Genomic DNA, 24471 nt, shown 5'->3' on the forward strand with positions numbered 1-24471 from the left:
GACGTGGGCAGCATCTATCTGATTCGACATGGCCAGGCCTCATTCGGTGCAGACGACTACGATGTCCTGTCTCCCGTCGGCGTACGCCAGGCCGAAGTGCTGGGCGAACACCTCGAACAACTCGGTATCGCCCTTGATCGTTGCGTCAGTGGCAGCCTGCGTCGCCAGCAGCACACCGCCAACGCCGCCCTGCAGCGCATGAGCCATGCGCCGACTCTGGATATAGACGAAGCCTTCAACGAATTCGACGCCGATGCAGTGATTCGTACGCTGCTGCCCGATCTGCTGCCGGAAGAGCCCGAAGCCCTGCACATTCTGCGCAACGGTGCACAGAACCGTGCCGAGTTCCAGCGCCTGTTCGCCAAACTGATCCAGCGCTGGATATCCGGCGAGCATGACAAACCCGGCCTGCAGAGCTGGCAGGCTTATGTCGAACAAGTCGAAGGCGGCCTGCGGCGCATCCTAGAGCAGGCAGGCAGCAAACAGAATATCGCCGTGTTCACTTCCGGTGGCACCATCACCGCCCTGCTCCGCCTGATTACCGGCGTGCCGGCGGCAAAGGCCTTCGAACTGAATTGGCAGATCGTCAATACCTCGCTCAGCCAGCTGAAATTCCGTGGCAGCGAGGTGAGTCTGGCTTCCTTCAACAGCCATGTGCATTTACAGCTGCTGAAGGCGCCGGAGCTCATCACCTATCGATGAGCTCCAGCCCACTGCGGCCGCGAGGCTGCGCGAAAAAACCGAAAAAGGATAAGACCATGAGTGTTGCTGACATCGCCCAAACCATGCAGTCCAAGTTCAACGCCAGCGCCGCTGCAGGCCTGGATCTGGTATTCCAATTCAACATCGAAGATGGCGAGAACTACGCGCTGATCGTCAAAGACGGCACCTGCGCCCTCGAGCAAGGCGACAACCCGAACGCCAACGTGACCCTGATCATGGACAGCGAAACCCTCAAGGGCATCGTCAGTGGCGAAACCGACGGCATGCAGGCCTTCATGGCTGGCAAGCTGCGCGCCGAAGGCGACATGATGCTGGCGATGAAGCTGGGCGAACTGTTCCCGGTCTGATCGGCGAGCTGAGCGCAAAACACGAAAACCGGAGTCCTGGCACTCCGGTTTTTTATTGCTTGCGCACAAGCGAAAGGTCAGGTCGAAAATGACTGATTAGGCAGTTTGATCGAGGTGCAACACGCCCGCCTATAACGGCGCGTATTGCTTGTGACAGCCAGGGTGCAGCATTAGATTAGCCAATTATCTGGGGCACCCATCATAAGTAGAAGGGATAAGCATGGCGCTCACTGACCAATCCACCCGTATCCGTACTGGCGAAGAACTCGATGCTGCCGTCATCGACACCTACCTGAAAGCCAATATTCCAGGCCTGAGCGGTGAAGCGAAGATCAGCCAGTTCCCCGGCGGCGCTTCGAACCTGACCTACCTGATCGAGTACCCGCAGCAGGAGTTCGTCCTGCGCCGCCCGCCCTTCGGCCACAAGGCCAAGTCGGCGCATGACATGGGCCGCGAGTACCGCATCCTCAATCAGCTCAATGCCGGTTTCCCCTACTGCCCGAAAGCCTACGTCCACTGCACCGACGAGTCGGTGATCGGCGCCGAGTTCTACGTGATGGAGCGGGTCAAGGGCATCATCCTGCGCTCTGAAATGCCGGCCGAGCTGAACTTCAGCGCCGAGCAGACCGCCGCGCTGTGCAAGAGCTTCATCGACAAGCTGGTGGAGCTGCACAACGTCGACTACAACGCCTGCGGCCTGGGCGACCTGGGCAAGCCTGAAGGTTATGTCGAGCGCCAGATCAAGGGCTGGAGCGATCGCTACGAGAAGGCCCTGACTCCGGACGCGCCGAGCTGGGAGCCGGTCAAGGCCTGGCTCAACGACAAGATGCCGGCCGACCACCACAAGCCGGGCATCGTGCACAACGACTACCGCTTTGATAACGTGATCCTCGACCCGAACAACCCGATGCAGATCATCGGCGTGCTCGACTGGGAGATGACCACCATCGGCGATCCGCTGATGGATCTGGGCAACACTCTGGCCTACTGGATCGAAGCCGGCGACCCGGCGCCAGTGCAACTGATGCGCCGCCAGCCAAGCAACGCGCCGGGCATGCTCACGCGCCAGCAGTTCGTCGACTACTACGCCGAAAAAGCCGGCATCGAGATCAAGAGCTTCGACTTCTACTACACCTACGGCCTGTTCCGCCTGGCCGGCATTGTGCAGCAAATCTACTACCGCTTCTATCACGGCCAGACCCAGGACAAGCGCTTCGCCCAGTTCATTCACATGAACAAGCTGCTGGAGCAGATGTGCCTGCAGGTCATCGGTAAATCCACTCTCTAACCCGGGGTAATCACAATGTCCAAGACCCAACTGTTCGACCTCGACGGCAAGATCGCCTTCGTTTCCGGCGCCAGCCGTGGCATCGGCGAGGCCATCGCCAAGTTGCTGGCCCAGCAAGGCGCCCACGTGATCGTTTCCAGCCGCAAGATCGACGGCTGCCAGGCCGTGGCCGATGCCATCACCGCCGAGGGTGGCAAGGCCACTGCCATCGCCTGTCACATCGGCGAGATGGAGCAGATCACCAACGTCTTCGCGCAGATCAAGGAACAGTTCGGTCGCCTCGACATCCTGGTCAACAACGCCGCGACCAACCCGCAGTTCTGCAACGTGCTGGACACCGACCTCTCCGCCTTCCAGAAGACCGTGGACGTGAACATTCGCGGCTACTACTTCATGTCCATCGAAGGCGGCAAGCTGATGAAGGAAAACGGCGGCGGCTCGATCATCAACGTCGCCTCGATCAATGGCGTCTCCCCCGGCGAGTTCCAGGGCATCTACTCGGTGACCAAGGCTGCGGTGATCAGCATGACCAAGGTGTTCGCCAAGGAATGCGCGCAGTTCGGCATCCGCTGCAACGCCCTGCTGCCCGGCCTGACCGACACCAAGTTCGCCTCAGCGCTGACCAAGAACGACGCCATCCTCAAGCACGCCCTGCAACGTATCCCGCTAAAGCGCGTGGCCGACCCGAGCGAGATGGCTGGCACGGTGCTGTATCTGGCCAGTGACGCCTCCAGCTACACCACCGGCGTGGCGCTGAACGTGGACGGCGGCTTCCTCTCCTGAGGTCGATGGCATAAACGACAAAGGCACCTTACAGGTGCCTTTTTTGTAGTGCGCGCCTTACGCACCGCAGATGGGTTCGGTCTATCGGTGCGCACGGCGCACACTACTTCCGCCACACTCTGCTGCCGCTTACCAATCCTTCAACGCGGCTTCGGCTGCCGGGTTCATCGGTTCAGCCAGCAAACCGGTCGGCGTCAGGCTGACGCTATAGACGGCATCGGCAGCAATCGGCAGATAGGTCACTCGCAGCGCCTGCGGGTCGAACAGCAGCAGATCACGCTGGCTCAGCCGCAGCCAACGCCACAGGTCCACACCATAGGGGCTTTCGGCCAACTGCACGCGACCGTGTTGCGCCAGCGCCTGCTGCTCGATGGCCAGAAAACGCCCTGACAGACGCTCCAGGCGATAACCCGGCTCAAGGCCAATCAGCTCGGCCAGACCTTTCCAGCGAATCAGCCGACCATCGAGCTGCCACATGTCGCCCTCCAGGGTAACCGTGCGCTCGCGCCCACCTTCGAGCAACGTCACCTGATAGCGCTGCGGGCCGTCGGCCTTGAAGCTCAGCGTCACCAAGGGCTTGCCCTGCTGCAATGGCTCATAGGCATACAGATCGTAAGCCACCAGGCCCACCAGCCCTGCCAACGCGAGAAATGCCAGACCACAGGTGCCACGCAACCAGCCGAGGAACCAGCCCGTATTGAGCAGAATGCGCAATGCCACCAGCAGCGCCAATACGGCCAACAGCGCCACGGCCCAGGCCAACCCGTCGTATTGCATCGATTGCGTTCCTTCTATGGCGAAATCCCGGCATTATGCGCAGCTCTCTCCACGACGAACAGCCAGCAGGCTGCGCATTCGCCCACAAGTCGACACTTTAAATATGCCCTTCGCTCTCGAGCTCGCCATCGACCCCGGCACACTGGCCATTCTCGCCCTGGTCGCCTTCATCGCTGGTTTTATCGACGCCATTGCCGGTGGCGGCGGTCTGCTGACCATCCCCGCCCTGCTCACTGCCGGCCTGCCACCGCACCTGGTGCTGGGTACCAACAAGCTGTGCGCCACCTTTGGCTCAGGCACCGCCGCCCTGACCTTCTACCGGCGCAAGCTGTTCGACCCGAAGCAATGGCGTAACGCGTTGTTGGCAACCCTGATCGGTGCCCTGGCTGGCGCTGTCATCGCGCACTGGATGCCAGCCGCCTGGCTCAATCAGATGTTGCCAGTGATCGTCTTCGCTTGCGGTCTGTATCTATTGTTCGGCCGCATGCCGGAGGCACCGGCCGAGCACGACCTGCCGATCGCTCGTGGCCGGCAGTGGCCACAGGGGCTGGGGCTAGGTTTCTACGATGGCGTGGCTGGCCCTGGCACCGGGGCGTTCTGGACGGTCAGCAGCCTGCTGATGTACCCACTCGACCTGGTACGTGCCAGTGGCGTCGCACGCACCATGAACTTCGTCAGCAACGCGGCTGCGTTAGCGGTGTTCATCGCATTCGGCCAGGTGGCCTGGGTACTCGGCCTGAGCATGGGCGCTGCACTGACGGTCGGCGCCTTTCTCGGCGCGCGCACGGCGATTGGCGGCGGCTCGAAATTCATCCGCCCGGTATTCATCGCTGTGGTTCTGGCGCTTACCGCCCGCCTGGTCTGGCAGCACTGGGTCGGTTAACTCCGCCAGGACATAGCATCGTGCAGGAGCAGCTTCAGCCGCGAAATGGTCGGTGAAATTCGCGGCTGAAGCYGCTCCTACATGAGGAGTGCTAAGTCGGCAGCGTCGGCTCGGGCAGACCGAGGCGGCGCGCGACGTAGAGGTCGATCAGATGGCGAGCGATGGAGCGCGACGCCGGTAATGGCGGCAAGTCATCGACACGGAACCAGCGCGCATCCTCGATTTCGTCTTCCTGCATGACGATATCGCCACCGGCATATTCGGCATGGAAGCCGAACATCAGCGAATGCGGAAACGGCCAGCCCTGGCTGCCGATGTACTGCAGATTCTTCACCTCGAGACCGACTTCCTCACGGACCTCACGTGCCACGCAATGCTCCACCGACTCGCCTGGTTCGACAAAGCCTGCCAGGGTGCTGTAGACCCCTGTCACGAAACGCGGCGAGCGCGCCAGAAGGACCTCGTCTCCACGCGTCACTAGCACGATCATGCTCGGTGAGATACGCGGATAGTGCTGCGATTCGCAGCTGTCGCAACGCATCGCCCGCTCACCAGGAAGCTGACGAGTCGGTGCACCGCAGCTGCCGCAATAGCGGTGTTCGGCATACCAGGTGCCAATCTGCGCGGCGTAGGCCAGCATGCGGAAGGTTTCTGCTTCGCCCTGCAGCATGAACTGACGCAGGCTCTGCCAGGTGCAGCCCTCCAGGGTGGCCGAAGGCTTGAGTTGCAACAGGTAAACGGCATCCTCACCGAAATGACCGATACCCTGCTCGCCGAGAATCGGCAGATCCTGGCGCTTGACCCAGTCACGCGGAAATAGCACACCATTGCTGTCGGCGAGAAAATGCTGCTGGTTGTAGAGCAGTGCCCAGCCGCCTGGTTGAGCAGGATCGAGAAAGGTATTGCGCCAGACCATCAGGCCGCCACCGGCATACCCAGCGCCTTGACGCTTTCCTCAGCCAGATCAAGCACGCTGGGACGGGTTTCCGGACGCATCACAGCGCCGGCTTCCAAGTAATACTCAAGGCTGCTCAGGGCATCCGCCAAGGTTTCCAGCATCTGTTCCGACGGCATTTGCGCGGACTCGAGCATGCGCGCCTGGATATAGTCGGCGCAGGCACCGACCAGCATCGCGGCGCGGCGCTGCTCGAGGAACCACAAGCCACCCCGCACGGCCTGCAAGCTGAACGGCACGTTGGACAGGTGCATCTTGTCGCCAGCCGATTCCAGATACGCAGTGATCGCGCGTTTAGCCAGAGCCAAACCGGCCTGAGCCTCATCGACCACCACGATACGGGCTTCGTTGAGTTGATGAGTGGCGAAAGAGTCGGCCTCATTGCCCGGCTCGACAGCAGCCGGCCTGAGATCGCGACCCTCGCCACGTTCCAGGCTGGCCACCATACCTTCGACATAGAGCACGGCATCAGCCAGCTTGTGCAGTTGCTCCGCCTGCGGCGGCGTGTCTTCACTCCAGGCGGCAACCTGCGGCAGCTGAGCACCGAGCGAGTTGCCGGCAGAATTCAAACCGACCATGCCCAGGGTCTTGGCCAATTTGCCCAGCAACGCATGCAGGGTGCCCAGGGTTTCACCTTGCAAGGTGCCACGCTCGAGCAGGTCGAGCATGTCCTTGACGCTGGCCAGCTCTTCGCGAATCGCCGTGGATAGCGAGCGCATCACCGCCTTGCCCGGCCCAGCGAGTCGCTGGTATTCCTCTTCCAGCAAGTGGTCGGTGAACGGCAGCGGCGTGAGGCCGAACACTTCGCGCATAGCAGTGGCGTGCGGGCCATGACTGTCGGCGAGCGCGACCAGATACAGCAACTCTTTCAACAAGCTGCGCGGCGCCTCGTACTGTGGGTTGCCGAGCATCAGCTTGAGCTCGCGATCCACTCGCGAAAACAGCTGCTTGCGCGATTTGCGCGCTAGCAGTTGACCGTCGCACTGTGCCTCGATGGCCGCGGCACCAATCCAGCACATGCGCCCACGCGGCTCGTTGGCGAACAGGCTGTCCAGGCGCGCCATGGCACGCACCATCAGCTTGAGGCTGGCCTGCGGATTCTGCTCACGGATAAAACCGAGCAGTCCGACCTGATACATGTGACGCAGGCGCTTGCCTTCGCTCAGCTTGGCCGCGCCATCGAGTGGCTGAGTAGCCGTGTGCGGCCGCGCATGATCGAGGCGAACGCTGAAGAAGAAACTCTCCGGCAGCGGCTGCTGCGCGCCGGCCTGACGTAAATCGTTGATCGCCGGCAGCAACAGTTCAGGCATTTCCTGGCGATGGGCGTCGACGTTTTCCAGATAGCGGCGCAGCACATGCAGGGCATTGCTCAGAGCCGAGAGCTGCGCGTCGCGCTCCTCACCAGCACCAGCGGGAATGTCAGTGGCCTGATCCAGCACTTCCTGAGCCAGCAGTTCGGCGCCGGCCAGCTCGATCAGATTGAGCGTGCCGCGAACCTGGTGCAGGCTTTCCACCGCTTGCTGCAACAGACTGCCGTTGTGCCGCTCGGCGATGAAATGCTCCAGGCTCTGCTCGGCCTCTTCCATGGTGACGAACAGCTCGTCGCGCACCAGATTCAGGGATGTGGCTCCACTTACCATGCTCTAGGCCTCGCAGCGAACATCAGCGAATACGGCATCAGTCGGCGAACTCCGGCTTCTGCTTGGTCATGTGCGCCGCCATGGCCAGGCGCAGGTCTTCCGATTGCAGCATGGCGGCGTTCCAGGTGGCGATGTATTCAAGGCCATCGTCGACCCGGTGATCGCGCATATAGCGAATCATTTCCTTGGTGCCACGCACGGCAATCGGCGACTTGGCGGCGATTTGTGCGGCGATTTCCATCACCCCGGCCAGCAGCGCCTCCTGATTTTCATAGGTGCGATTGACCAGGCCGATACGGGCAGCTTCAGTGCCATCGATGTTGCGCCCGGTGAAGGCCAGCTCGCGCATCATGCCGTCGCCGATGATGCGCGGCAGACGCTGCAGGGTACCGACATCGGCAGCCATGCCCATGTCGATCTCCTTGATCGAGAACTGCGCATCGAGCGTGGAATAACGCATGTCGCAAGCGCTGATCAGGTCGATGGCACCGCCGATGCAATAGCCCTGAATGGCAGCCAGCACTGGCTTGCGGCAGTTGTCTACGGCGTTGAAGGAGGCTTGCAGCTCGAGAATCTTGCGGCGAAGTGCCGTGGCGTTGCGACCAACGTCCTTGCCCAGCTGAGCGCCGACCGAGGCCAGCAGCATCAGGTCGATGCCCGAGGAAAAGTGTTTGCCAGCACCGGAGAGCACCACGACACGAACCGCATCGTTGTCATCGACCCACTGGAAGATCTCGATGATCTCGCGCCAGAAATCGGCATTCATGGCGTTGATCTTGTCCGGACGGTTGATCTGCACATAGGCGATCTTGTCCGCCAGCTCGACGCGGAAGGCTTTGTAGTCGGACATGGCAGGCATCCTCAGCCGCGGCTCGGCAGCACAGTAACAATTTTGTGATTAATAACCGAGCAACTATAACAAGCGCGCCATAAAAGTCGATGCTTGCCACTGTGACGCAGGGCACGCCCCGGACGTTAACAACCGCTTTGAATGTCAGAGATAAGAGATTGATCTGTCGAGGATCTTGCTCCCCGACAGATCCACGGCAGGATTACTCCACCAGGCAATCCACGCTGTACTCACCCGCCTCGGTCTGCAAACCGTGCACGTCGATATCGAACCCTGGGAAGGCCTGGTCGAACGTCCGCGCGAACGCCAGGTAGTCGAGAATCGAGCGCGTGGCCGCCGTGAAGCGCTCGCCTGGCATGATCAACGGAATACCCGGCGGGTAAGGCACCAGCATCACCGCCGCGATACGCCCCTGCAATTGATCGATGGGTACCGCCTCGACCTCGCCGCGCACCAGGCGGTCGTAGGCATCAGCCGGTTTGATGGCCAGCTCAGGCAGCGCCGTGTACATGCTTTTCAGCGCTTTGGCCGTGGCGTTCTCGCGGTAGCAGCCATGCAGCGCGTCGCACAGGTCACGCAGGCCCATACCCTGATAGCGCCCGCCGCCCGTGTGGGCGATGGAGGGCAGTACATCGATCAACGGCAGATTGGCGTCGTAGCTGCGCTTGAACTCCAGCAGCTCGGTCAGCAGCGTGCTCCACTTGCCTTTGGTGATGCCCATGGAGAACAGCACCAGGAAGGAGTACAGGCCGGTTTTCTCCACCACCAGCCCACGCTCCCAGAGGAACTTGCTGACCACCGCAGCGGGAATGCCCTGCTGCTCCAGCTTGCCGGCGGCATTGAGGCCGGGCATCACCAACGTGACCTTGATCGGATCGAGCAGCACATAGTCATCGGCCACTTCGCCGAAGCCATGCCAGTCGGCGTCCGGTTGCAACACCCAGTCGGAGGTCTTCAGGCTGTCGGCGCCATCGGCCTCACCCGGCTGCCAGATACTGAACCACCAGTCCTCGGCGCTCAGGTTGCGCCGCACATTGGCCAGAGCGCGGCGGAAGCTCAGCGCCTCGTCGAAGGTTTCCTGGATCAGCGAACGGCCGGCAGGTCCTTCCATCATCGCCGAAGCTACATCCAGCGAGGCGATGATGCCGTACTGCGGCGACGTGGAGATGTGCATCATGAAGGCTTCGTTGAAACGGTCGCGGTCCAGCTGACGCTGCCCGCCATCCTGCACGTGAATCATCGAGGCCTGGCTGAAGGCTGCCAGCAGCTTGTGCGTCGAATGCGTGGTGAACACCAACGGTGAATGCTCATCGTACTGGGTGCCCATACCATAGCGGCCAGCGTAGAACTCGTGGAAAGCGGCGTAGGCGTACCAGGCTTCGTCGAAGTGCAGCACCTCGACCGAGTCACCCAGCGCCTGCTTGACCATTTCAGCGTTGTAGCAAAGCCCGTCATAGGTGGAGTTGGTCACCACCGCCAGCTTGACCTTGGGCGCACGACCGCGCGCCAGCGGGCTGGCGTCGATCTTGGCCTGGATCGACGCTTTGCTGAACTCGGAGAGCGGAATCGGCCCGATGATCCCCAGTTCATTGCGCTCGGGGCAGAGATACAGCGGGATCGCGCCGGTCATGATGATCGAGTGCAGGATCGACTTGTGGCAGTTGCGATCCACCAGCACCAGGTCATCGCGGCCGACCATCGAATGCCAGACGATCTTGTTCGCCGTCGAGGTCCCGTTGATCACGAAGAAGGTGTGGTCGGCACCGAAGTTACGCGCCGCGCGCGCCTCGGCTTCGGCCAGCGGGCCAGTGTGGTCAAGCAGCGAGCCCAGCTCCGGCACCGACACCGACAAATCCGAACGCAGTGTGTTTTCACCGAAGAACTGGTGGAAGGCCTGGCCCACCGGACTCTTGCGATAGGCTACGCCACCACCATGACCAGGCGTGTGCCAGGAATAGTTGGATTGCGCGGTGTGCTGCACCAGCGCCTTGAAGAACGGCGGTAGCAGGCCATCAAGGTAGTTGTGCGCCGCACGCGCCACCTGCCTGGCGAGGAACGACACAGTGTCTTCGTAGAGATAGAGGATGCCGCGCAGGTGGTTGAGATCGGCCATGGCTTCGGCCGGCGCGTTCTCGATGGTGACCTGCTCGCCCAGGGCGAAGATCGGCAACTGCGGTGCGCGCACTCGCGCCACGCGGATCAGCTCGACCATGTCCTGCAACAGGCGGCTGTTCTCCCCCGCTCCCTCGGCGGCCACAAGGATGCAGGCCAGGCCGTGGTGGGTGGACGCGACAATGCGCCCCTCAGCGGCGCTCGCCGTGGGCAGAATGCTGAAACCGTCCTGGGTAAGCTCCTGAGCGATGGCGCGCACACGATCACCGGCCACAGTGTCGGCCTTGATATCGCGATGCACGATTAGGACGGGAAACTTGAGATCTTTATACATTGTGACGTCCTGAAGGCTGGCAGGCTTGGCCTGCCCATCACCTCAGGGTAGAGGCTCCCCCCGATCGGCGGAACCCCCTGTGCATCACGCTATAAGAAAAGGTCGCAATTGCGCTGTTCGGTTATTCCGGCGCTTTTTCCAACTGCGCCCACAGCGACGGGCCGCCTGCGGATTTTTCGATCACGGCCAGACGCGCCATGTGCGCCGCTAGTTCGTCTTCGCTGGCGCGAATGACGCGAGTACGCGGACGCGATGCGTCAAGACGGCGAATCGGCGTGGCCTGCTGACGCCCGCTGCCATCACCATCGGAGCCTTCACCGGCCAGGGACAGATTGGTCTGCCCGCCAGTCATCGCCAGGTAGACGTCGGCGAGAATCTCCGAGTCGAGCAAGGCGCCGTGCAGTTCGCGGTTGGAGTTGTCGACGCCGTAACGCTTGCACAGCGCATCGAGGCTGTTGCGCTGCCCCGGATGACGCTCGCGCGCCATCATCAGGGTATCGAGCACCGAGCAATAATCACTGACGTCGGCGCGCTCGCTTTGCCCCAACAAGGCAAATTCGTTGTTGATGAAACCAACGTCGAACGCCGCGTTGTGGATGATCAGTTGGGCGCCCTTGATGAACTCGTAGAATTCATCGGCGACTTCCTTGAAGCGTGGCTTGTCGGCCACGTATTCGTTGGTAATGCCGTGAACCGCGATGGCGCCTTCGTCGATTTCACGATCGGGGTTGAGGTAAACGTGGAAGTGACGCCCGGTCAGACGGCGGCCCAGCAATTCGACACAACCGATCTCGATGATGCGGTGCCCGTCGGTGACCGGCATACCCGTGGTTTCGGTATCCAGCACTACGTAGCGTTTGACGGTGTTCTCGGTTGTCACGCCTTGCCTCTCTCATCTATTCGGGTTGCCGCACACTCAGCGCAGCATCTTAACTCAGGTGCTGAATAACCGCTCAGCGCGCCGCACGCACGTCGTCGACGCCGCGATTGGCCAACTGGTCCGCACGCTCGTTGCCGGGGTGACCAGTATGCCCGCGCACCCACTGCCAGCTCACTTGATGGCGATTCACTTCCTCATCCAGCTTCTGCCAGAGATCGGCGTTTTTCACCGGCTCTTTCGAAGCGGTCTTCCAGCCGCGCTTCTTCCAGTTCGGCAGCCATTCCTGGATACCCTTCATCACATACTGCGAGTCGGTCACCAGCTTGACCGAGCACGGCCGGGTCAGCGCGATCAGGCCGGCAATCGCCGCCATCAGCTCCATGCGGTTGTTGGTGGTATTGGGGTCTCCGCCCCAGAGTTCCTTCTCCACACCTTTGTACACCAGCAGCGCGCCCCAACCTCCGGGGCCAGGATTGCCCTTGCAGGCACCGTCGGTGTAAATCACCACATCATGGTTTTCAGACATTCATAAGCTCTGTACAGAATTGTTTGGCCGGAGTCTGGCCGGCAGCAAATTGCCGCAATCAGTTGTCGAGATCACGCCGACTGACCTTCGCCACTGGCATCGGCAGCAACTTGCCCATCGGCTCGCGGCGCGACTGCCGCAACGGACGCAAACCAACCACCAACTTGCGTGCTACCAACAGGTAACAACCGGCGCCCGGCAACTGCCAGGCATCGCCCCAGCTCTCCATTCGCAGCAGGCGCGTTTGCCAGGCCAGCGAAGCGAGCGGCGGACGATAGCACCCGAACCGCCGTTTCTCCAACGCAAAGCCCAGCAAACTCAGCCAGTCGCCGACACGGCTCGGGGCGATGCAACGTGCCTTGGCCAAACCGTCCCGGGCAAACAGGCGACGCACGCCCCAGGCGCTCCAGGGGTGAATACCCAGAATCAACAGATGCCCGCCAGGTCTGACGCTGCGCGCCGCCTCACGCAACAGGCCGTGGGGTGACAGGCTGAAATCCAGGCCATGTTGCAGCACCACCACGTCGGCAGCGTGCTCGCCCAGCGGCCAGGACTGCTCTTCGCAGACGATCTGCACGCCTGGCATCGGCGCGCCAAGGCGCACGTTGTGCTGGATCTGTCCCGCTTTGGGCGGCCCCTCCGCACCAGGGCCGTAGTTCACCAGATAACCACCGAAAAAACGCGCCAGCTCCTCTTCCAGCAAGCGCCGCTCTTCCTCCAGCAACAGTTGGCCGAGCGGCCCGGCAAGCCAGTCGCGCGCCTCGCCGATAAGCTTGAGCCACTCAGGGTCGGCCTGGGCGAATGCCTCATCAGTCATCGCTGCCTCCGCATGACAGGTTCTGCATGTCGTGTCTAAGATGCACCTTTATCACCAGCTTAGCGACCCGCAATGATTCAGATCGACGCGCTGCCCGCCTTCAATGACAACTATATCTGGCTGCTGCAGGACGCCCGCAGCAAGCGCTGCGCCGTGGTCGACCCCGGCGACGCGGCGCCGGTCATGGCCTGGCTGGAGGCCCGTCCTGACTGGACGCTCAGCGACATCCTGATCACCCACCACCACTTCGATCATGTCGGCGGTGTCGAAACACTGAAGAAAGCCACCGGCGCACGTGTCGCCGGCCCGGCGGCGGAGAAGATCCCGGCCCGTGACCTCGATCTGAACGACAACGACGAGATCGACGTGCTCGGCCTGCGCTTCCAGGTCATGGCCGTGCCTGGCCACACGCTCGGTCATATCGCTTACTACCACGCCGGACAGGACCTGCTGTTCTGTGGTGATACCCTGTTCGCAGGCGGATGTGGCCGCCTGTTCGAAGGCACCCCGCAACAGATGCATCAGTCTCTCAGCCGCCTGGCGGCCCTGCCCGCCCGTACCCTTGTGTACTGCACCCACGAATACACCTTGAGCAACCTGCGCTTCGCCCACGCCGTCGAGCCGGACAATGCGCGCTTGAACGAACGCCTGGCCGAAGTGAGCCGCTGGCGCGACGAAGGCCGCATCAGCCTGCCGTCGAACATCGAACTGGAACTGGCCACCAATCCTTTCCTGCGTGCTGGCGAACCTTCGGTCGTCGCTGCGACCAACGGACGCGACGACCTCCAGTCGAGCGAGCCAAGCGCCGTATTCGCTAGCCTGCGCGCCTGGAAAGACAACTTCTAGCTGCTGAGAAAAAGGTCGACAGGCCCGCAAAAGACCAGTCCAGGACTGGTGAAAACTTGACCAGCACCGCCTCGATTCCTAGAATCGCCCGAATTTTTCGTCGGGATGAACACCTCAGCCAATGCCTTTATCATCACGCAAGCCATTGAATATAAAGGCATTGGCGCGAAGCTCTCGAGCGCTCGCAGTGATGTGTTGCATGATCCTGGCCGGTTGTCAGAGCCTGCCCAGCGACACCCCGGATCGATCTGCCGATACCTCCCGCGCCATCGGCATGGAACGTGAGCCCGAGTGGCTCAGCAGCGAAGTCAAACCCCGCGAATACACCGATATCTGGGAGCGCATGCGCGACGGCTTCAAGCTGCAGGATCAGATAGGCATCAACCCGCGCATCGAGCGCGTACGCCTGTGGTACGCCAGCAATCCGAAGCATGTCGACACCGTCAGCGAACGTAGCGCCCCCTATATCCACTACATCGTCGAACGCCTGGCTGAACGCGACATGCCGATGGAGCTGGCGCTGCTGCCGGTGATCGAAAGCGCTTACGACCCACAGGCCTATTCTTCGGCGCACGCGGTAGGCCTCTGGCAGTTCATTCCGTCTACCGGCCGTTACTACAACCTGCGCCAGACCAACTGGTATGACGGTCGCCGCGACGTCACCGCCTCGACCCAGGCCGCACTCAACTATCTCAGCCGCCTGCACGAAATGTTCAACGGCGACTGGTTACTCGCCCTGGCTGCCTACAACGCTGGCGAAGGCCGCATCAGTCGCGCCATCGAACGCAACGAGAAGCTCGGCCTGCCCAGCGACTACTGGAACCTGTCGCTGCCCAAGGAAACCGAAGACTATGTGCCCAAGCTACTGGCGCTGTCACAGGTGATCCTGACGCCGGAAGCCTATAACGTGACCCTCTCGCCGATCGCCAACGAACCCTACTTCGAACAGATCGCGATCAAGCAGCACATGGATCTGGCCCGCGTCGCCAAACTGGCCGACCTGGATGAACAGGAACTGCTGCAGCTCAACCCGGCCTATAAGCGCGGCATTACCCTCGATGGCCCGCAACATCTGCTGGTACCAACCGACAAAGCCGAGATGCTCAGCGCCAACCTGGCCTTGATGAAACCGCAGGAAATGGTCGACTGGCAGAGTTACACCGTGCGCTCCGGCGATAGCCTGCACGCCATTGCCAATCGTCATCACCTCTCAGTGAACATGCTCAAGGACGTCAATCGCCTGAGCAGCAACAACCTGAGCATCGGCCAGGTACTGACCATTCCAGGCAAACCTGGCACGCAGCCGAGCGAGCCGCTGTATCAACAGCGCGACACCGCGCAGAGCGTGGCCAGCCGGACCTATCAAGTGAAGAATGGCGACAACCTGTGGCAGATCGCTCGCGCCAACCAGGTCGCCGTGCATGATCTGAAGCGCTGGAACAAGCTGCAGGGCAATGATTTGAAAGTCGGCCAGGTGCTCACCCTGGCCGCCGCCGATAGCAGCGCGCGTGTCGCCAGCACCGCTCGCAGCACCTCCACCTCGCGCGACAAGGCCACCTACTACCGCGTGCAGCACGGTGATTCGCTGTACGTGATCGCCAAGCGCTTCAAGATCGACCTCAAGCGCCTGCAAGCCTGGAACCCTCGCAGCAGCAAGCTGCAGCCAGGGGAAATGCTGACCCTCTATCTACCGTGATCAGCGCTTGCTGATCGCCTCCAGGCAACGCCCCGCCAATTGCATGAAGCGCTGAAACGCCACGAACTGCTCATGCCGCAGCGCCCGCCCGGACAGCCGACTGTCGGCATATAGCACGCCGATTTCCCGCGTACCCGCGATAATCGGCGCGATGAAGAACATGCCAGCGCCAAGGCTGCGCCGAATCGGCTGGGTCACCAGCTCGGCCAGGTTGTAGCTGGCGGGCACCCCCATCCAGATCGCCTCACGATGGCGCAGCGCATAACTGAAGATATGCGGCTGCTCTACCTGCTCGGCTGGCAGTACGAACTCTTCCAGCCATTGCTGCGACTTTTCACCGATCACCCGCTTGGCGCGGAAGCGGCTCTGTCCGTCGGCCAGCACCGTAAGCATCACCCGCTCCAGGCCAGCGCCTCGATGCAGGCCTTTGAGCAAGGTATCGAGCACCAGCCCGAGATCGGCCCTGGCATTGACCATCAGACCGAGGTCCTGCAATGCCTGCTGCATCACCAGCAGATCCGGCTGCAGCAAACGCGCACGACGCTCTTCCTGCTGCTGAAGAATCTGCTCGGGATCGGTATTGGGAATCAGCCGGCACAACTTGCTGGCACCGAAGGTCGAGGCGACCTTGACCGCCTCATCCGCACTGGCCAGCACCTGCTGCAGGGTTTCCTCCGGAGTCAGCTCGATAAACGCCGCCACCTTACCCAGCACGCCCTCCATTTCCGCACAATCCCAGCCACCCAGCGCCGCCTCGCTGATTCGCACGCCCAACTGTACGGCGTAGGCAGCTGGATCATGCTGGCTGGCGCCTGCCTGGGCGAGGATGGCGGTTTCGCCCAGGTTCCAGCTTTTCAGCAACGCCTGGGTAAGTTGACGAAAGCTGGCCCCGAGCACCTCACGCACCGTTTCATCGACATCGACACCAGGGCGCTCAAGGGCATCGGCCAGTTCATCAGCCTGCGCCCCACCACAGCCCCAGAACGCCAGCTCGCCCAGGTGATGGAGCAGTGCAGCGATGAATACCTCTTCGGTGTGCCCGGAAATGACATAGCCAGCAAGGTTGCGCGCCTGCACCGCGGCATGGAAAGAACGCGCGAGCAATGTCTGCAACTGCTCGCGCGGCGCACGAGTGAGCAGCCCGTCGATCAGGCTCACAGAGAGGCTGATCAGGCGCACATTGTCGAAGCCGATCAGCACAATGGCTCGCGAGATGGTCTTGATGGTTTCCTGGGACGGGTTGTAGTAAACGCTGTTGCCGACCCGCAGCACCTTGCTGGTCAGCGCCGCATCACGTAGCAACACATCGGCCAACTGCTGCACTGAGGCAGAATCCTGCTGCGCAAGGCGTTGCAGATCCTGCACGACGGCAGCCAGCGCGGGCAGTTCGGCTTGGTTCAGGCGATCGATCCATGACTGCAAACCATGGCTTCGTTCCGACAAATTCGTACCCTCATGGCGTGTCCCTGAAGTGTATGTCATCGCGTGGTAACCGCCCGCCCACCGCTGCACTCTTTTTCCTGTCCATACAAGCTGTTACTGTACCGCCCCAGAGCCCAAACGCCGCCATGGATCGGATCTCACGCCCGATGCGTCCCCTCCTCCTGCTGTTCCTCAGCCTGGCCTTGAGCTTTCCCGCCTCTGCGACTATCAGCGAGAGCCACGGCTACGCCCAGTTCGGGACACTCAAGTACCCTGCCAGCTTCAGTCATTTTGACTGGGTCAACCCCGATGCGCCCAAAGGTGGCACGTTGCGCATCATGGCGTCCGGTACTTTCGATACGCTCAACCCCTACACCCTCAAGGGCAGCAGCCCGATCTCGACCGCGCATTTCCTGCAGTACGGCGCCAATGAGCTGAATGAACCCTTGATGGTCGGCACGGGCGCTTACGATCCTTCCGGCGATGAGCCAGCCTCCAGTTACGGCCTGATCGCCAAAAGCGTCGAGTACAGCGAAGATCGCAGCTGGGTGGTGTTCAATCTGCGCCCCGAAGCGCGCTTTCACGATGGCAAGCCGATCACCGCCTACGACGTAGCCTTCTCCTATCGCCTACTGCGCAATGACGGCCATCCGCAGTACCGCACCAACCTGCAGGAGGTGAAGCGCGTCGATATCCTCGGTCGTCACCGCATCCGCTTCGTCTTCAAGCGCGCCGGCAATCCGCTGCTGATCCTGCGTCTGGGCGAACTGCCGGTGCTGCCGCAGCACTACTGGAAAGATCGCGACTTCAAAAGCACAACATTCGAAGCCCCGCTGGGCAGCGGCCCATATCGCATCGTCCAGGTCGTGCCTGGCCGGCGCCTGGTGTTCGAACGGGTGAAGGACTGGTGGGGCAAGGATCTGCCGGTCAATCGTGGCAAGTACAACTTCGACCGCGTCGAAGTGGAGTTCTACCGCGACAACCATGTCGCCTTCGAGGCGTTCAAGGCTGGCGAATTCGACTTCTACATCGAGAACCAGGCAAAGAACTGGAGCAACGGCTACCGCTTCCCGGCCGTGATCCGCGGCGACGTGATTCGCGCCGAGATACCGCATCAGATCCCGACGCAGACCCAGGCACTGTTCCTGAACACGCGCCGCGAGCTGTTCAGCGACCGCAGGGTGCGCGAAGCGTTGGGGCTGATGTTCGATTTCGAGTGGACCAATCGCACGCTGTTCAACAATGCCTACGTACGCGCCGCCAGTTACTACCCCAACAGCGAATTCTCAGCCACCGGCAAACCCGAAGGCGCAGAGTGGCTGCTGCTGTCGCCTCACCGCGACAAGCTGCCCGCGCGCCTGCTCACCGAACCACTGACACAACCGGTAACCGATGGTCGCGGTATCCCCCGGGAAACCTTGCGCCGCGCCCTCGGTCTATTGGCCGACGCCGGCTGGAAGCCCTCCGGCCAGGAGTTGCGTAATGCTCGCGGTCAACGCCTCGAGTTCGAGATCATGCTGGTCAACCCCAGCCTCGAACGCATTCTCCAACCCTATATCGCCAACCTCGCCAGTATCGGCATACGCGCCAACCTGCGCACTGTCGACCGCGCCCAATACAAGCAACGCCTTGACCAGTTCGACTACGACATGATCCTGCTGACCCTGCCGCAAACCCTCAGCCCAGGCCTGGAACAATCGCTGTATTTCCATTCCAGCCAAGTGAACATCAGGGGCGGCAAGAACTATGCAGGCGTCAATGATCCGGTGGTCGACGAGATGATCGACAAACTGCTCTCGGCGCAGACGCGGGACGAACAGGTAGCAGCCGCACGGGCCCTTGATCGGGTCCTGCTCTGGCAGCACTACAGCATTCCCAACTGGTACATCAATTATCACCGCCTGGCGTACCGCAACCGGTTCGCCTTCGTCACCACGCCGCCCTACACCCTGGGCCTGCGCACCTGGTGGCTGAAGCCTACGGAGAACGCTCGATGACCCACCCGCTGCGCAGTTTCCTGCTCCACGGTAGCAGCCTCATTCTGCTCGGCCTGGCCGGCCTAACCTTCGCCGCCCCCAAGCATGCCGTCACCCTCTACGACGAGCCGCCCAAATATCCCGCCAACTTCACGCACTTCGAATACACCAACCCCGACGCGCCCAAGGGCGGTACCTTTCGCGAAGCGGGTTTCGGTGGCTTTGATAGCCTCAACCCCTTCATCAGCAAGGGCGTGGCAGCCGACGAGATCAATCTGATCTACGACACCCTTGCCGTGCAGAGCATGGACGAGCCGTTCACCGCCTATGGCCTGGTGGCAGAAAAGATCGAGAAAGCGCCTGACAACGCCTGGGTACGCTTCCTGATACGCAAGGAAGCGCGCTTCCACGACGGCACGCCGATCACCGCCGAGGACGTCAAGTTCACCTTCGATACGCTGATGGAAAAAGGCGCACCGATGTACCGCGGCTACTACGCCGATGTCGAAGAGGTGGAAGTGGAATCGCCGCACAGCGTGCGTTTCGTGTTCAAGCACGCCGGCAACCGCGAGCTGCCGCTGATCGTCGGCCAACTGCCGGTGCTACCCAAGCACTGGTGGGCCGAGCGCGACTTCGCCAAGAGCAATCTCGAGGTACCGCTGGGCAGCGGCCCATACAAGGTCGGTCGTGTTCAGGCTGGGCGCAGCATCCGCTACGAGCGGGTCGACGACTGGTGGGCCAAGGACCTGCCCGTGAGCCGCGGCTTCTACAATTTCGACAGCATCCAGATCGACTACTACCGCGACAACACCGTGGCCCTGGAAGCGCTGAAGGCCGGCCAGTTCGACTACTGGCTGGAAACCAGTGCGAAGAACTGGGCCACCGCCTACAACACCCCGGCGGTTGCCAACGGCCAGCTGATCAAGGAAGAAATCCAGAACCGCAACCCCACAGGGATGCAGGGTTTCATCTTCAACACCCGCCGTCCGCAGTTCCAGGATCGCCGCGTACGTGAAGCACTGGGCCTGCTGTACGACTTCGAATGGGCCAACAAACGCCTGTTCAACGGCGCCTATTTCCGCACCCGCAGCTACTTCGACAACTCCGAGCTGGGTTCGCAAGGGCTGCCCGGTGAAGACGAACTGAAGATCCTCGAGCCGCTGCGCGGTAAGATTCCAGCCGAAGTGTTCAGCGAGGAATTCCGTGTACCGGTCACCGACGGCAGCGGCATCATCCGCGAGCAACAGCGCCGCGCCTACCAACTGCTGCAACAGGCTGGCTGGCGTATCGATGGTGATCGCATGCTCGACGCCAGCGGCCAGCCGGTAAGTTTCGAGTTTCTGCTCGCGCAGACCGAATTTGAACGTGTGCTGCTGCCCTTCAAACGCAACCTGGCCGACCTCGGCATTGAGCTGGTGATCCGCCGCGTTGACGTTTCGCAGTACATCAACCGCCTGCGTTCGCGTGATTTCGACATGATCGTCGGTGGTTTCGGCCAGTCCAACTCGCCGGGCAACGAACAGCGTGAATACTGGCATTCTTCCAGCGCCGACAACCCTGGCAGCCGCAACTTCATTGGCCTCAAGGACCCGGCCATCGACCAGATCGTCGAAGGGCTGATCAACGCCGACTCGCGGCAACATCTGATCGCACACACCCGCGCCCTCGACCGCGTGCTGCTGTGGGGCTATTACGTGATCCCCAACTGGCACATCAAGACCTGGCGCGTCGCCTACTGGAATCGCTTCGAGCATCCGAAAGTGACGCCGCTCTACGATATCGGCCTGCACACCTGGTGGGTACGCCCAGGCCTGGAGCAGCCAAGCGAGGCCCAGCAGCAAGCCGCCGAACAAGCGACCGAAGAGGCGAAGCAATAACATGCTGGCCTATATCTTTCGCCGCCTGCTGCTGATCATCCCTACCCTGTTCGGCATTCTGGTCATCAACTTCATCATCATCCAGGCCGCCCCCGGCGGCCCGGTCGAGCAGATGATCGCCAAGCTGGAAGGTTTCGATGCGGCTGCCGGCGGCGCCACGGGACGTATCGGCGGCGGTGGCGCCGAAGTGTCGGTGGCCGGCTCCAACTACCGCGGCGCCCAGGGCCTCGACCCACAGCTGATCGCCGAGATCGAGAAAATGTACGGTTTCGACAAGTCGGCACCGGAACGTTTCTGGATCATGCTCAAGAACTACGCGCAGCTGGACTTCGGCTCCAGCTTCTTCCGCGACGCCCAGGTCATCGATCTGATCATCGAGAAGATGCCGGTGTCGATTTCACTCGGTCTCTGGAGCACCCTGATCATGTATCTGGTCTCCATCCCGCTGGGCATCGCCAAGGCCACCCGCCACGGCAGCGCCTTCGACGTCTGGACCAGTTCAGCGATCATCGTCGGCTACGCCATCCCGGCGTTCCTCTTCGCCATCCTGCTGATCGTGCTGTTCGCCGGCGGCAGCTACTGGGACTGGTTCCCGCTACGCGGCCTGACCTCGAACAACTTCGAGCAGCTCAGCCTCGGCGGCAAGATTCTCGATTACCTCTGGCACCTGGTACTGCCGGTCACAGCCCTGGTCATCGGCAACTTCGCCACCCTGACCTTACTGACCAAGAACAGCTTCCTCGACGAGATCAACAAACAGTACGTGGTGACCGCCCGCGCCAAGGGCCTGACCAACCACCGCGTGCTCTACGGGCACGTGTTCCGTAACGCCATGCTGCTGATCATCGCCGGCTTCCCCGCCGCTTTCATCGGCATCTTCTTCACCGGCTCCCTGCTGATCGAGGTGATCTTCTCGCTCGACGGCCTGGGCCTGATGAGCTTCGAGGCGGCGATCAACCGCGACTATCCGGTGGTGTTCGGGACCCTGTTCATCTTCACCTTGCTGGGGCTGATCGTGAAATTGATCGGTGACATCACCTACACCCTGGTCGATCCACGCATCGACTTCGAAAGTCGGGAGGGTTGAGCATGAAACTATCCCCTCTCAATCAGCGCCGCTTCGACCGTTTCAAGGCGCACAAGCGCGGCTGGTGGTCGCTGTGGCTGTTCCTCATCCTGTTTGGCCTGAGCCTCGGTGCCGAACTGATCGCCAACGACAAGCCACTGGCCGTGCGCTACGACGGGGAGTGGTATTTCCCGGTACTCAAGCGTTACCCGGAAACCGTGTTCGGCGGCGAATTCCCGCTGCAGGCCAATTACAAGAGCCCGTACATTCAGGACCTGATCGCGGAAAAGGACGGCAAGATGATCTGGCCGCCGATCCCCTTCAGCTATTCGAGCATCAACTACGAGCTGGAAGTACCAGCCCCCGCACCACCCTCGGCACAGAACTGGCTGGGCACCGACGATCAGGGCCGTGACGTGCTGGCGCGGGTGATTTACGGCTTCCGCATCTCGGTACTGTTCGCCCTGATCCTGACCTTGGCCAGCTCGGTGATCGGCGTGATCGCCGGTGCGCTGCAGGGCTTCTATGGCGGCTGGGTCGACCTGCTTGGCCAACGCTTTCTGGAAATCTGGTCGGGCCTGCCGGTGCTCTATCTGCTGATCATCCTCGCCAGCTTCGTGCAGCCGAACTTCTGGTGGCTGCTGGGCATCATGCTGCTGTTCTCCTGGATGAGCCTGGTAGACGTGGTGCGCGCCGAATTCCTGCGTGGCCGCAACCTCGAGTACGTGCGCGCGGCGCGGGCACTGGGCATGGAGAACGGCGCCATCATGTTCCGCCACATCCTGCCCAATGCGATGGTTTCGACCATGACCTTCATGCCGTTCATTCTCACCGGTGCGATCGGCACGCTTACCGCCCTGGACTTCCTGGGCTTCGGCCTGCCGCCCGGTGCACCGTCGCTCGGCGAGCTGGTCGCCCAGGGCAAGAGCAACCTGCAGGCCCCGTGGCTCGGCATCAGTGCCTTCGCCGTGCTGGCGATCATGCTGAGCCTGCTGGTCTTCATCGGCGAAGCCGCCCGCGATGCCTTCGACCCGAGGAAATGACATGAGCCAGAACGAAACCCTGCTGCAAGTGCGCGATCTGGCCGTCGAGTTCGTCATGGGTGATCAATGCCAGCGCGTGGTCGAGAACGTCAGTTTCGATATTCACAAGGGCGAAACCCTGGCCCTGGTTGGCGAGAGCGGCTCGGGCAAATCAGTGACGGCACACTCGATCCTGCGTCTACTGCCCTACCCGCTCGCACGCCATCCGCATGGCAGCATCGAATACGCTGGCGAGGACCTGCTCAAGCTTGGCGAAGGCCGCTTGCGCGGCATTCGCGGCAACCGCATCGCCATGGTTTTCCAGGAGCCCATGACCTCGCTCAACCCGTTGCATTGCATCGAGAAGCAGATCAACGAAGTGCTTGCGCTGCACAAGGGCCTGCGCGGTAAGGCCGCCAGTGCACGCACGCTGGAACTGCTCGAGTTGGTCGGCATCCCCGAACCGAAGAAGCGTCTGAAGGCTTACCCGCACGAGCTATCCGGTGGCCAGCGGCAGCGCGTGATGATTGCCATGGCCCTGGCTAACGAGCCGCAACTGCTGATCGCCGACGAACCGACCACCGCGCTGGACGTCACCGTGCAGCTGAAAATCCTCGAACTGCTCAAGGATTTGCAGGCGCGCCTGGGCATGTCACTGCTGCTGATCAGCCATGATCTCAACCTGGTTCGCAGAATTGCCCATCGCGTATGTGTCATGCAGCGCGGTCGCATCGTCGAACAGGCGTCGTGTGAAGAATTGTTCCAGGCTCCGCAGCATCCCTACACCCAGGAACTGCTCGGTGCCGAGCCCAGCGGCGATCCTGCAGCCAACCCTGCAGGCCAGCCGCTGCTGGAAGTGGACGACCTGCGCGTATGGTTCCCGATCAAGAAGGGCCTGCTGCGCCGGACGGTGGATCATGTCAAAGCGGTGGACGGCATCAACTTCAGCCTGCCTCAGGGCCAGACCCTGGGCATTGTCGGCGAAAGTGGTTCCGGTAAATCCACGCTGGGCATGGCCATTCTGCGGCTGCTCGCCAGTCGCGGTGATATCCGCTTCCAGGGCCAGCAGTTGCAGGGCCTCAGCCAGCAGGAAGTACGTCCGCTGCGCCGGCAGATGCAAGTGGTGTTTCAGGATCCCTTCGGCAGCCTGAGTCCACGCATGTCGGTGAGCCAGATCGTCGGTGAAGGTCTGCGCATTCACGGTATGGGCAACGAGGCGGAACAGGAACAAGCCATCATCGACGCGCTTTTGGAGGTAGGGCTGGACCCGCAGACGCGGCATCGCTACCCCCATGAGTTTTCTGGCGGGCAACGGCAGCGGATTGCCATTGCCCGGGCACTGGTGTTGAAACCGGCGCTGATCCTGCTGGACGAGCCCACTTCGGCGCTCGACCGTACGGTGCAGCGTCAGGTGGTGGAGTTGTTGCGCGGCTTGCAGGCCAAGTACAACCTGACCTATCTGTTTATCAGCCATGACCTGGCGGTAGTCAGAGCGCTGAGCCACCAGTTGATGGTGGTCAAGCAGGGCCAGGTGGTCGAACAAGGGTCTGCAGAGTCGATCTTCAGTGCACCGCAACACCCTTATACGCAGCAGTTGCTGGAAGCCGCTTTTCTGGCCCCGGCAACGGCTCACTGATCCTTGAAACAGGAA

At 61.6% G+C, this 24471-nt stretch carries 21 protein-coding genes; 12 read left to right on the forward strand and 9 right to left on the reverse strand.

Annotated features, from left to right (window positions below):
- Positions 1-3: 3 nt before the first annotated feature.
- The 4 genes from CDO35_RS10065 (at position 4) to CDO35_RS10080 (ending at position 3141) form a co-directional block, all read left to right on the forward strand.
- The gene (locus tag CDO35_RS10065; RefSeq protein WP_099524406.1) at positions 4-702 is read left to right on the forward strand and encodes a histidine phosphatase family protein; all 699 of its coding nucleotides are present in this window, start codon (positions 4-6) and stop codon (positions 700-702) included.
- Positions 703-758: 56 nt separating this feature from the next.
- The gene (locus CDO35_RS10070) at positions 759-1070 is read left to right on the forward strand and encodes an SCP2 sterol-binding domain-containing protein (RefSeq protein ID WP_003459932.1); all 312 of its coding nucleotides are present in this window, start codon (positions 759-761) and stop codon (positions 1068-1070) included.
- A gap of 220 nt (positions 1071-1290) precedes the next feature.
- Positions 1291-2358: a phosphotransferase family protein gene (locus CDO35_RS10075; RefSeq protein ID WP_099524407.1), complete on the forward strand. Its 1068-nt coding sequence runs from the start codon at positions 1291-1293 to the stop codon at positions 2356-2358.
- 15 nt (positions 2359-2373) lie between these two features.
- Positions 2374-3141 carry an SDR family oxidoreductase gene (locus CDO35_RS10080; protein ID WP_099524409.1) on the forward strand — a complete coding sequence of 256 codons (768 nt, stop codon included), beginning with the start codon at positions 2374-2376 and terminating at the stop codon, positions 3139-3141.
- Between the two features lie 129 nt (positions 3142-3270).
- Here the strand turns inward: CDO35_RS10080 and CDO35_RS10085 are convergent, their stop codons facing one another.
- On the reverse strand, positions 3271-3918 hold the full coding sequence (locus tag CDO35_RS10085; RefSeq protein ID WP_099524411.1) for a hypothetical protein: 648 nt from the start codon (positions 3916-3918) through the stop codon (positions 3271-3273).
- Between the two features lie 103 nt (positions 3919-4021).
- On the opposite strand from CDO35_RS10085, the gene CDO35_RS10090 reads away from it, so the two are divergent.
- The gene (locus CDO35_RS10090) at positions 4022-4801 is read left to right on the forward strand and encodes a TSUP family transporter (protein WP_099524414.1); all 780 of its coding nucleotides are present in this window, start codon (positions 4022-4024) and stop codon (positions 4799-4801) included.
- 91 nt (positions 4802-4892) lie between these two features.
- On the opposite strand, the gene nudC is transcribed toward CDO35_RS10090, so the two are convergent.
- The 7 genes from nudC to CDO35_RS10125 all read right to left on the reverse strand — a co-directional run bounded on the left by nudC (position 4893) and on the right by CDO35_RS10125 (position 12915).
- Positions 4893-5717 carry an NAD(+) diphosphatase gene (gene nudC / locus CDO35_RS10095; RefSeq protein WP_099524416.1) on the reverse strand — a complete coding sequence of 275 codons (825 nt, stop codon included), beginning with the start codon at positions 5715-5717 and terminating at the stop codon, positions 4893-4895.
- On the reverse strand, positions 5717-7396 hold the full coding sequence (locus CDO35_RS10100; protein ID WP_099524426.1) for a FimL-related protein: 1680 nt from the start codon (positions 7394-7396) through the stop codon (positions 5717-5719). The genes nudC and CDO35_RS10100 overlap by 1 nt, the downstream gene beginning before the upstream one ends.
- A gap of 37 nt (positions 7397-7433) precedes the next feature.
- Positions 7434-8246: a crotonase/enoyl-CoA hydratase family protein gene (locus CDO35_RS10105; RefSeq protein WP_099524428.1), complete on the reverse strand. Its 813-nt coding sequence runs from the start codon at positions 8244-8246 to the stop codon at positions 7434-7436.
- Between the two features lie 202 nt (positions 8247-8448).
- Positions 8449-10692 (reverse strand): Orn/Lys/Arg family decarboxylase, encoded by a 2244-nt coding sequence (locus CDO35_RS10110; protein ID WP_099524429.1) that lies wholly within the window; start codon positions 10690-10692, stop codon positions 8449-8451.
- 121 nt (positions 10693-10813) lie between these two features.
- The gene (gene dnaQ / locus CDO35_RS10115; protein ID WP_099524431.1) at positions 10814-11572 is read right to left on the reverse strand and encodes a DNA polymerase III subunit epsilon; all 759 of its coding nucleotides are present in this window, start codon (positions 11570-11572) and stop codon (positions 10814-10816) included.
- Between the two features lie 73 nt (positions 11573-11645).
- The gene (rnhA, locus tag CDO35_RS10120) at positions 11646-12098 is read right to left on the reverse strand and encodes a ribonuclease HI (protein ID WP_099524432.1); all 453 of its coding nucleotides are present in this window, start codon (positions 12096-12098) and stop codon (positions 11646-11648) included.
- Positions 12099-12156: 58 nt separating this feature from the next.
- Positions 12157-12915 carry a class I SAM-dependent methyltransferase gene (locus tag CDO35_RS10125; RefSeq protein ID WP_099524434.1) on the reverse strand — a complete coding sequence of 253 codons (759 nt, stop codon included), beginning with the start codon at positions 12913-12915 and terminating at the stop codon, positions 12157-12159.
- A 72-nt stretch (positions 12916-12987) separates the two neighbouring features.
- On the opposite strand from CDO35_RS10125, the gene gloB reads away from it, so the two are divergent.
- Both gloB and CDO35_RS10135 read left to right on the forward strand, forming a co-directional pair.
- A complete protein-coding gene (gene gloB / locus CDO35_RS10130; RefSeq protein ID WP_099524435.1) occupies positions 12988-13761 on the forward strand; it encodes a hydroxyacylglutathione hydrolase in 774 nt (257 codons plus the stop codon).
- Positions 13762-13882: 121 nt separating this feature from the next.
- Entirely contained in the window at positions 13883-15457 is a 1575-nt protein-coding gene (locus CDO35_RS10135) for a lytic transglycosylase domain-containing protein (protein WP_099524437.1), read from the forward strand.
- Here CDO35_RS10135 and CDO35_RS10140 read toward each other — a convergent pair whose 3' ends face one another.
- The gene (locus CDO35_RS10140) at positions 15458-16900 is read right to left on the reverse strand and encodes an HDOD domain-containing protein (protein WP_166432396.1); all 1443 of its coding nucleotides are present in this window, start codon (positions 16898-16900) and stop codon (positions 15458-15460) included.
- Between the two features lie 146 nt (positions 16901-17046).
- On the opposite strand from CDO35_RS10140, the gene CDO35_RS10145 reads away from it, so the two are divergent.
- Genes CDO35_RS10145 through CDO35_RS10165 form a run of 5 tightly spaced genes read left to right on the forward strand, consistent with a single transcriptional unit; the run spans position 17047 to position 24456 of the window.
- Complete coding sequence (locus CDO35_RS10145) at positions 17047-18876, forward strand: extracellular solute-binding protein (protein WP_099524441.1); 1830 nt, start codon at positions 17047-17049, stop codon at positions 18874-18876.
- Positions 18873-20732 carry an extracellular solute-binding protein gene (locus tag CDO35_RS10150; protein ID WP_099524442.1) on the forward strand — a complete coding sequence of 620 codons (1860 nt, stop codon included), beginning with the start codon at positions 18873-18875 and terminating at the stop codon, positions 20730-20732. Before CDO35_RS10145 ends, CDO35_RS10150 begins: the two co-directional genes overlap by 4 nt.
- Position 20733: 1 nt before the next feature.
- Positions 20734-21819 (forward strand): microcin C ABC transporter permease YejB, encoded by a 1086-nt coding sequence (locus tag CDO35_RS10155; protein ID WP_003461414.1) that lies wholly within the window; start codon positions 20734-20736, stop codon positions 21817-21819.
- Between the two features lie 2 nt (positions 21820-21821).
- Positions 21822-22841, forward strand: a complete 1020-nt coding sequence (locus tag CDO35_RS10160; RefSeq protein WP_099524444.1) for an ABC transporter permease — start codon at positions 21822-21824, stop codon at positions 22839-22841.
- Position 22842: 1 nt separating this feature from the next.
- Positions 22843-24456, forward strand: coding sequence for an ABC transporter ATP-binding protein (locus CDO35_RS10165; protein WP_099524446.1), 1614 nt, complete (start codon positions 22843-22845; stop codon positions 24454-24456).
- Positions 24457-24471: the final 15 nt, after the last annotated feature.

The sequence above is a fragment of the Pseudomonas sediminis genome (assembly GCF_002741105.1).
Taxonomy (GTDB): domain Bacteria; phylum Pseudomonadota; class Gammaproteobacteria; order Pseudomonadales; family Pseudomonadaceae; genus Aquipseudomonas; species Aquipseudomonas sediminis.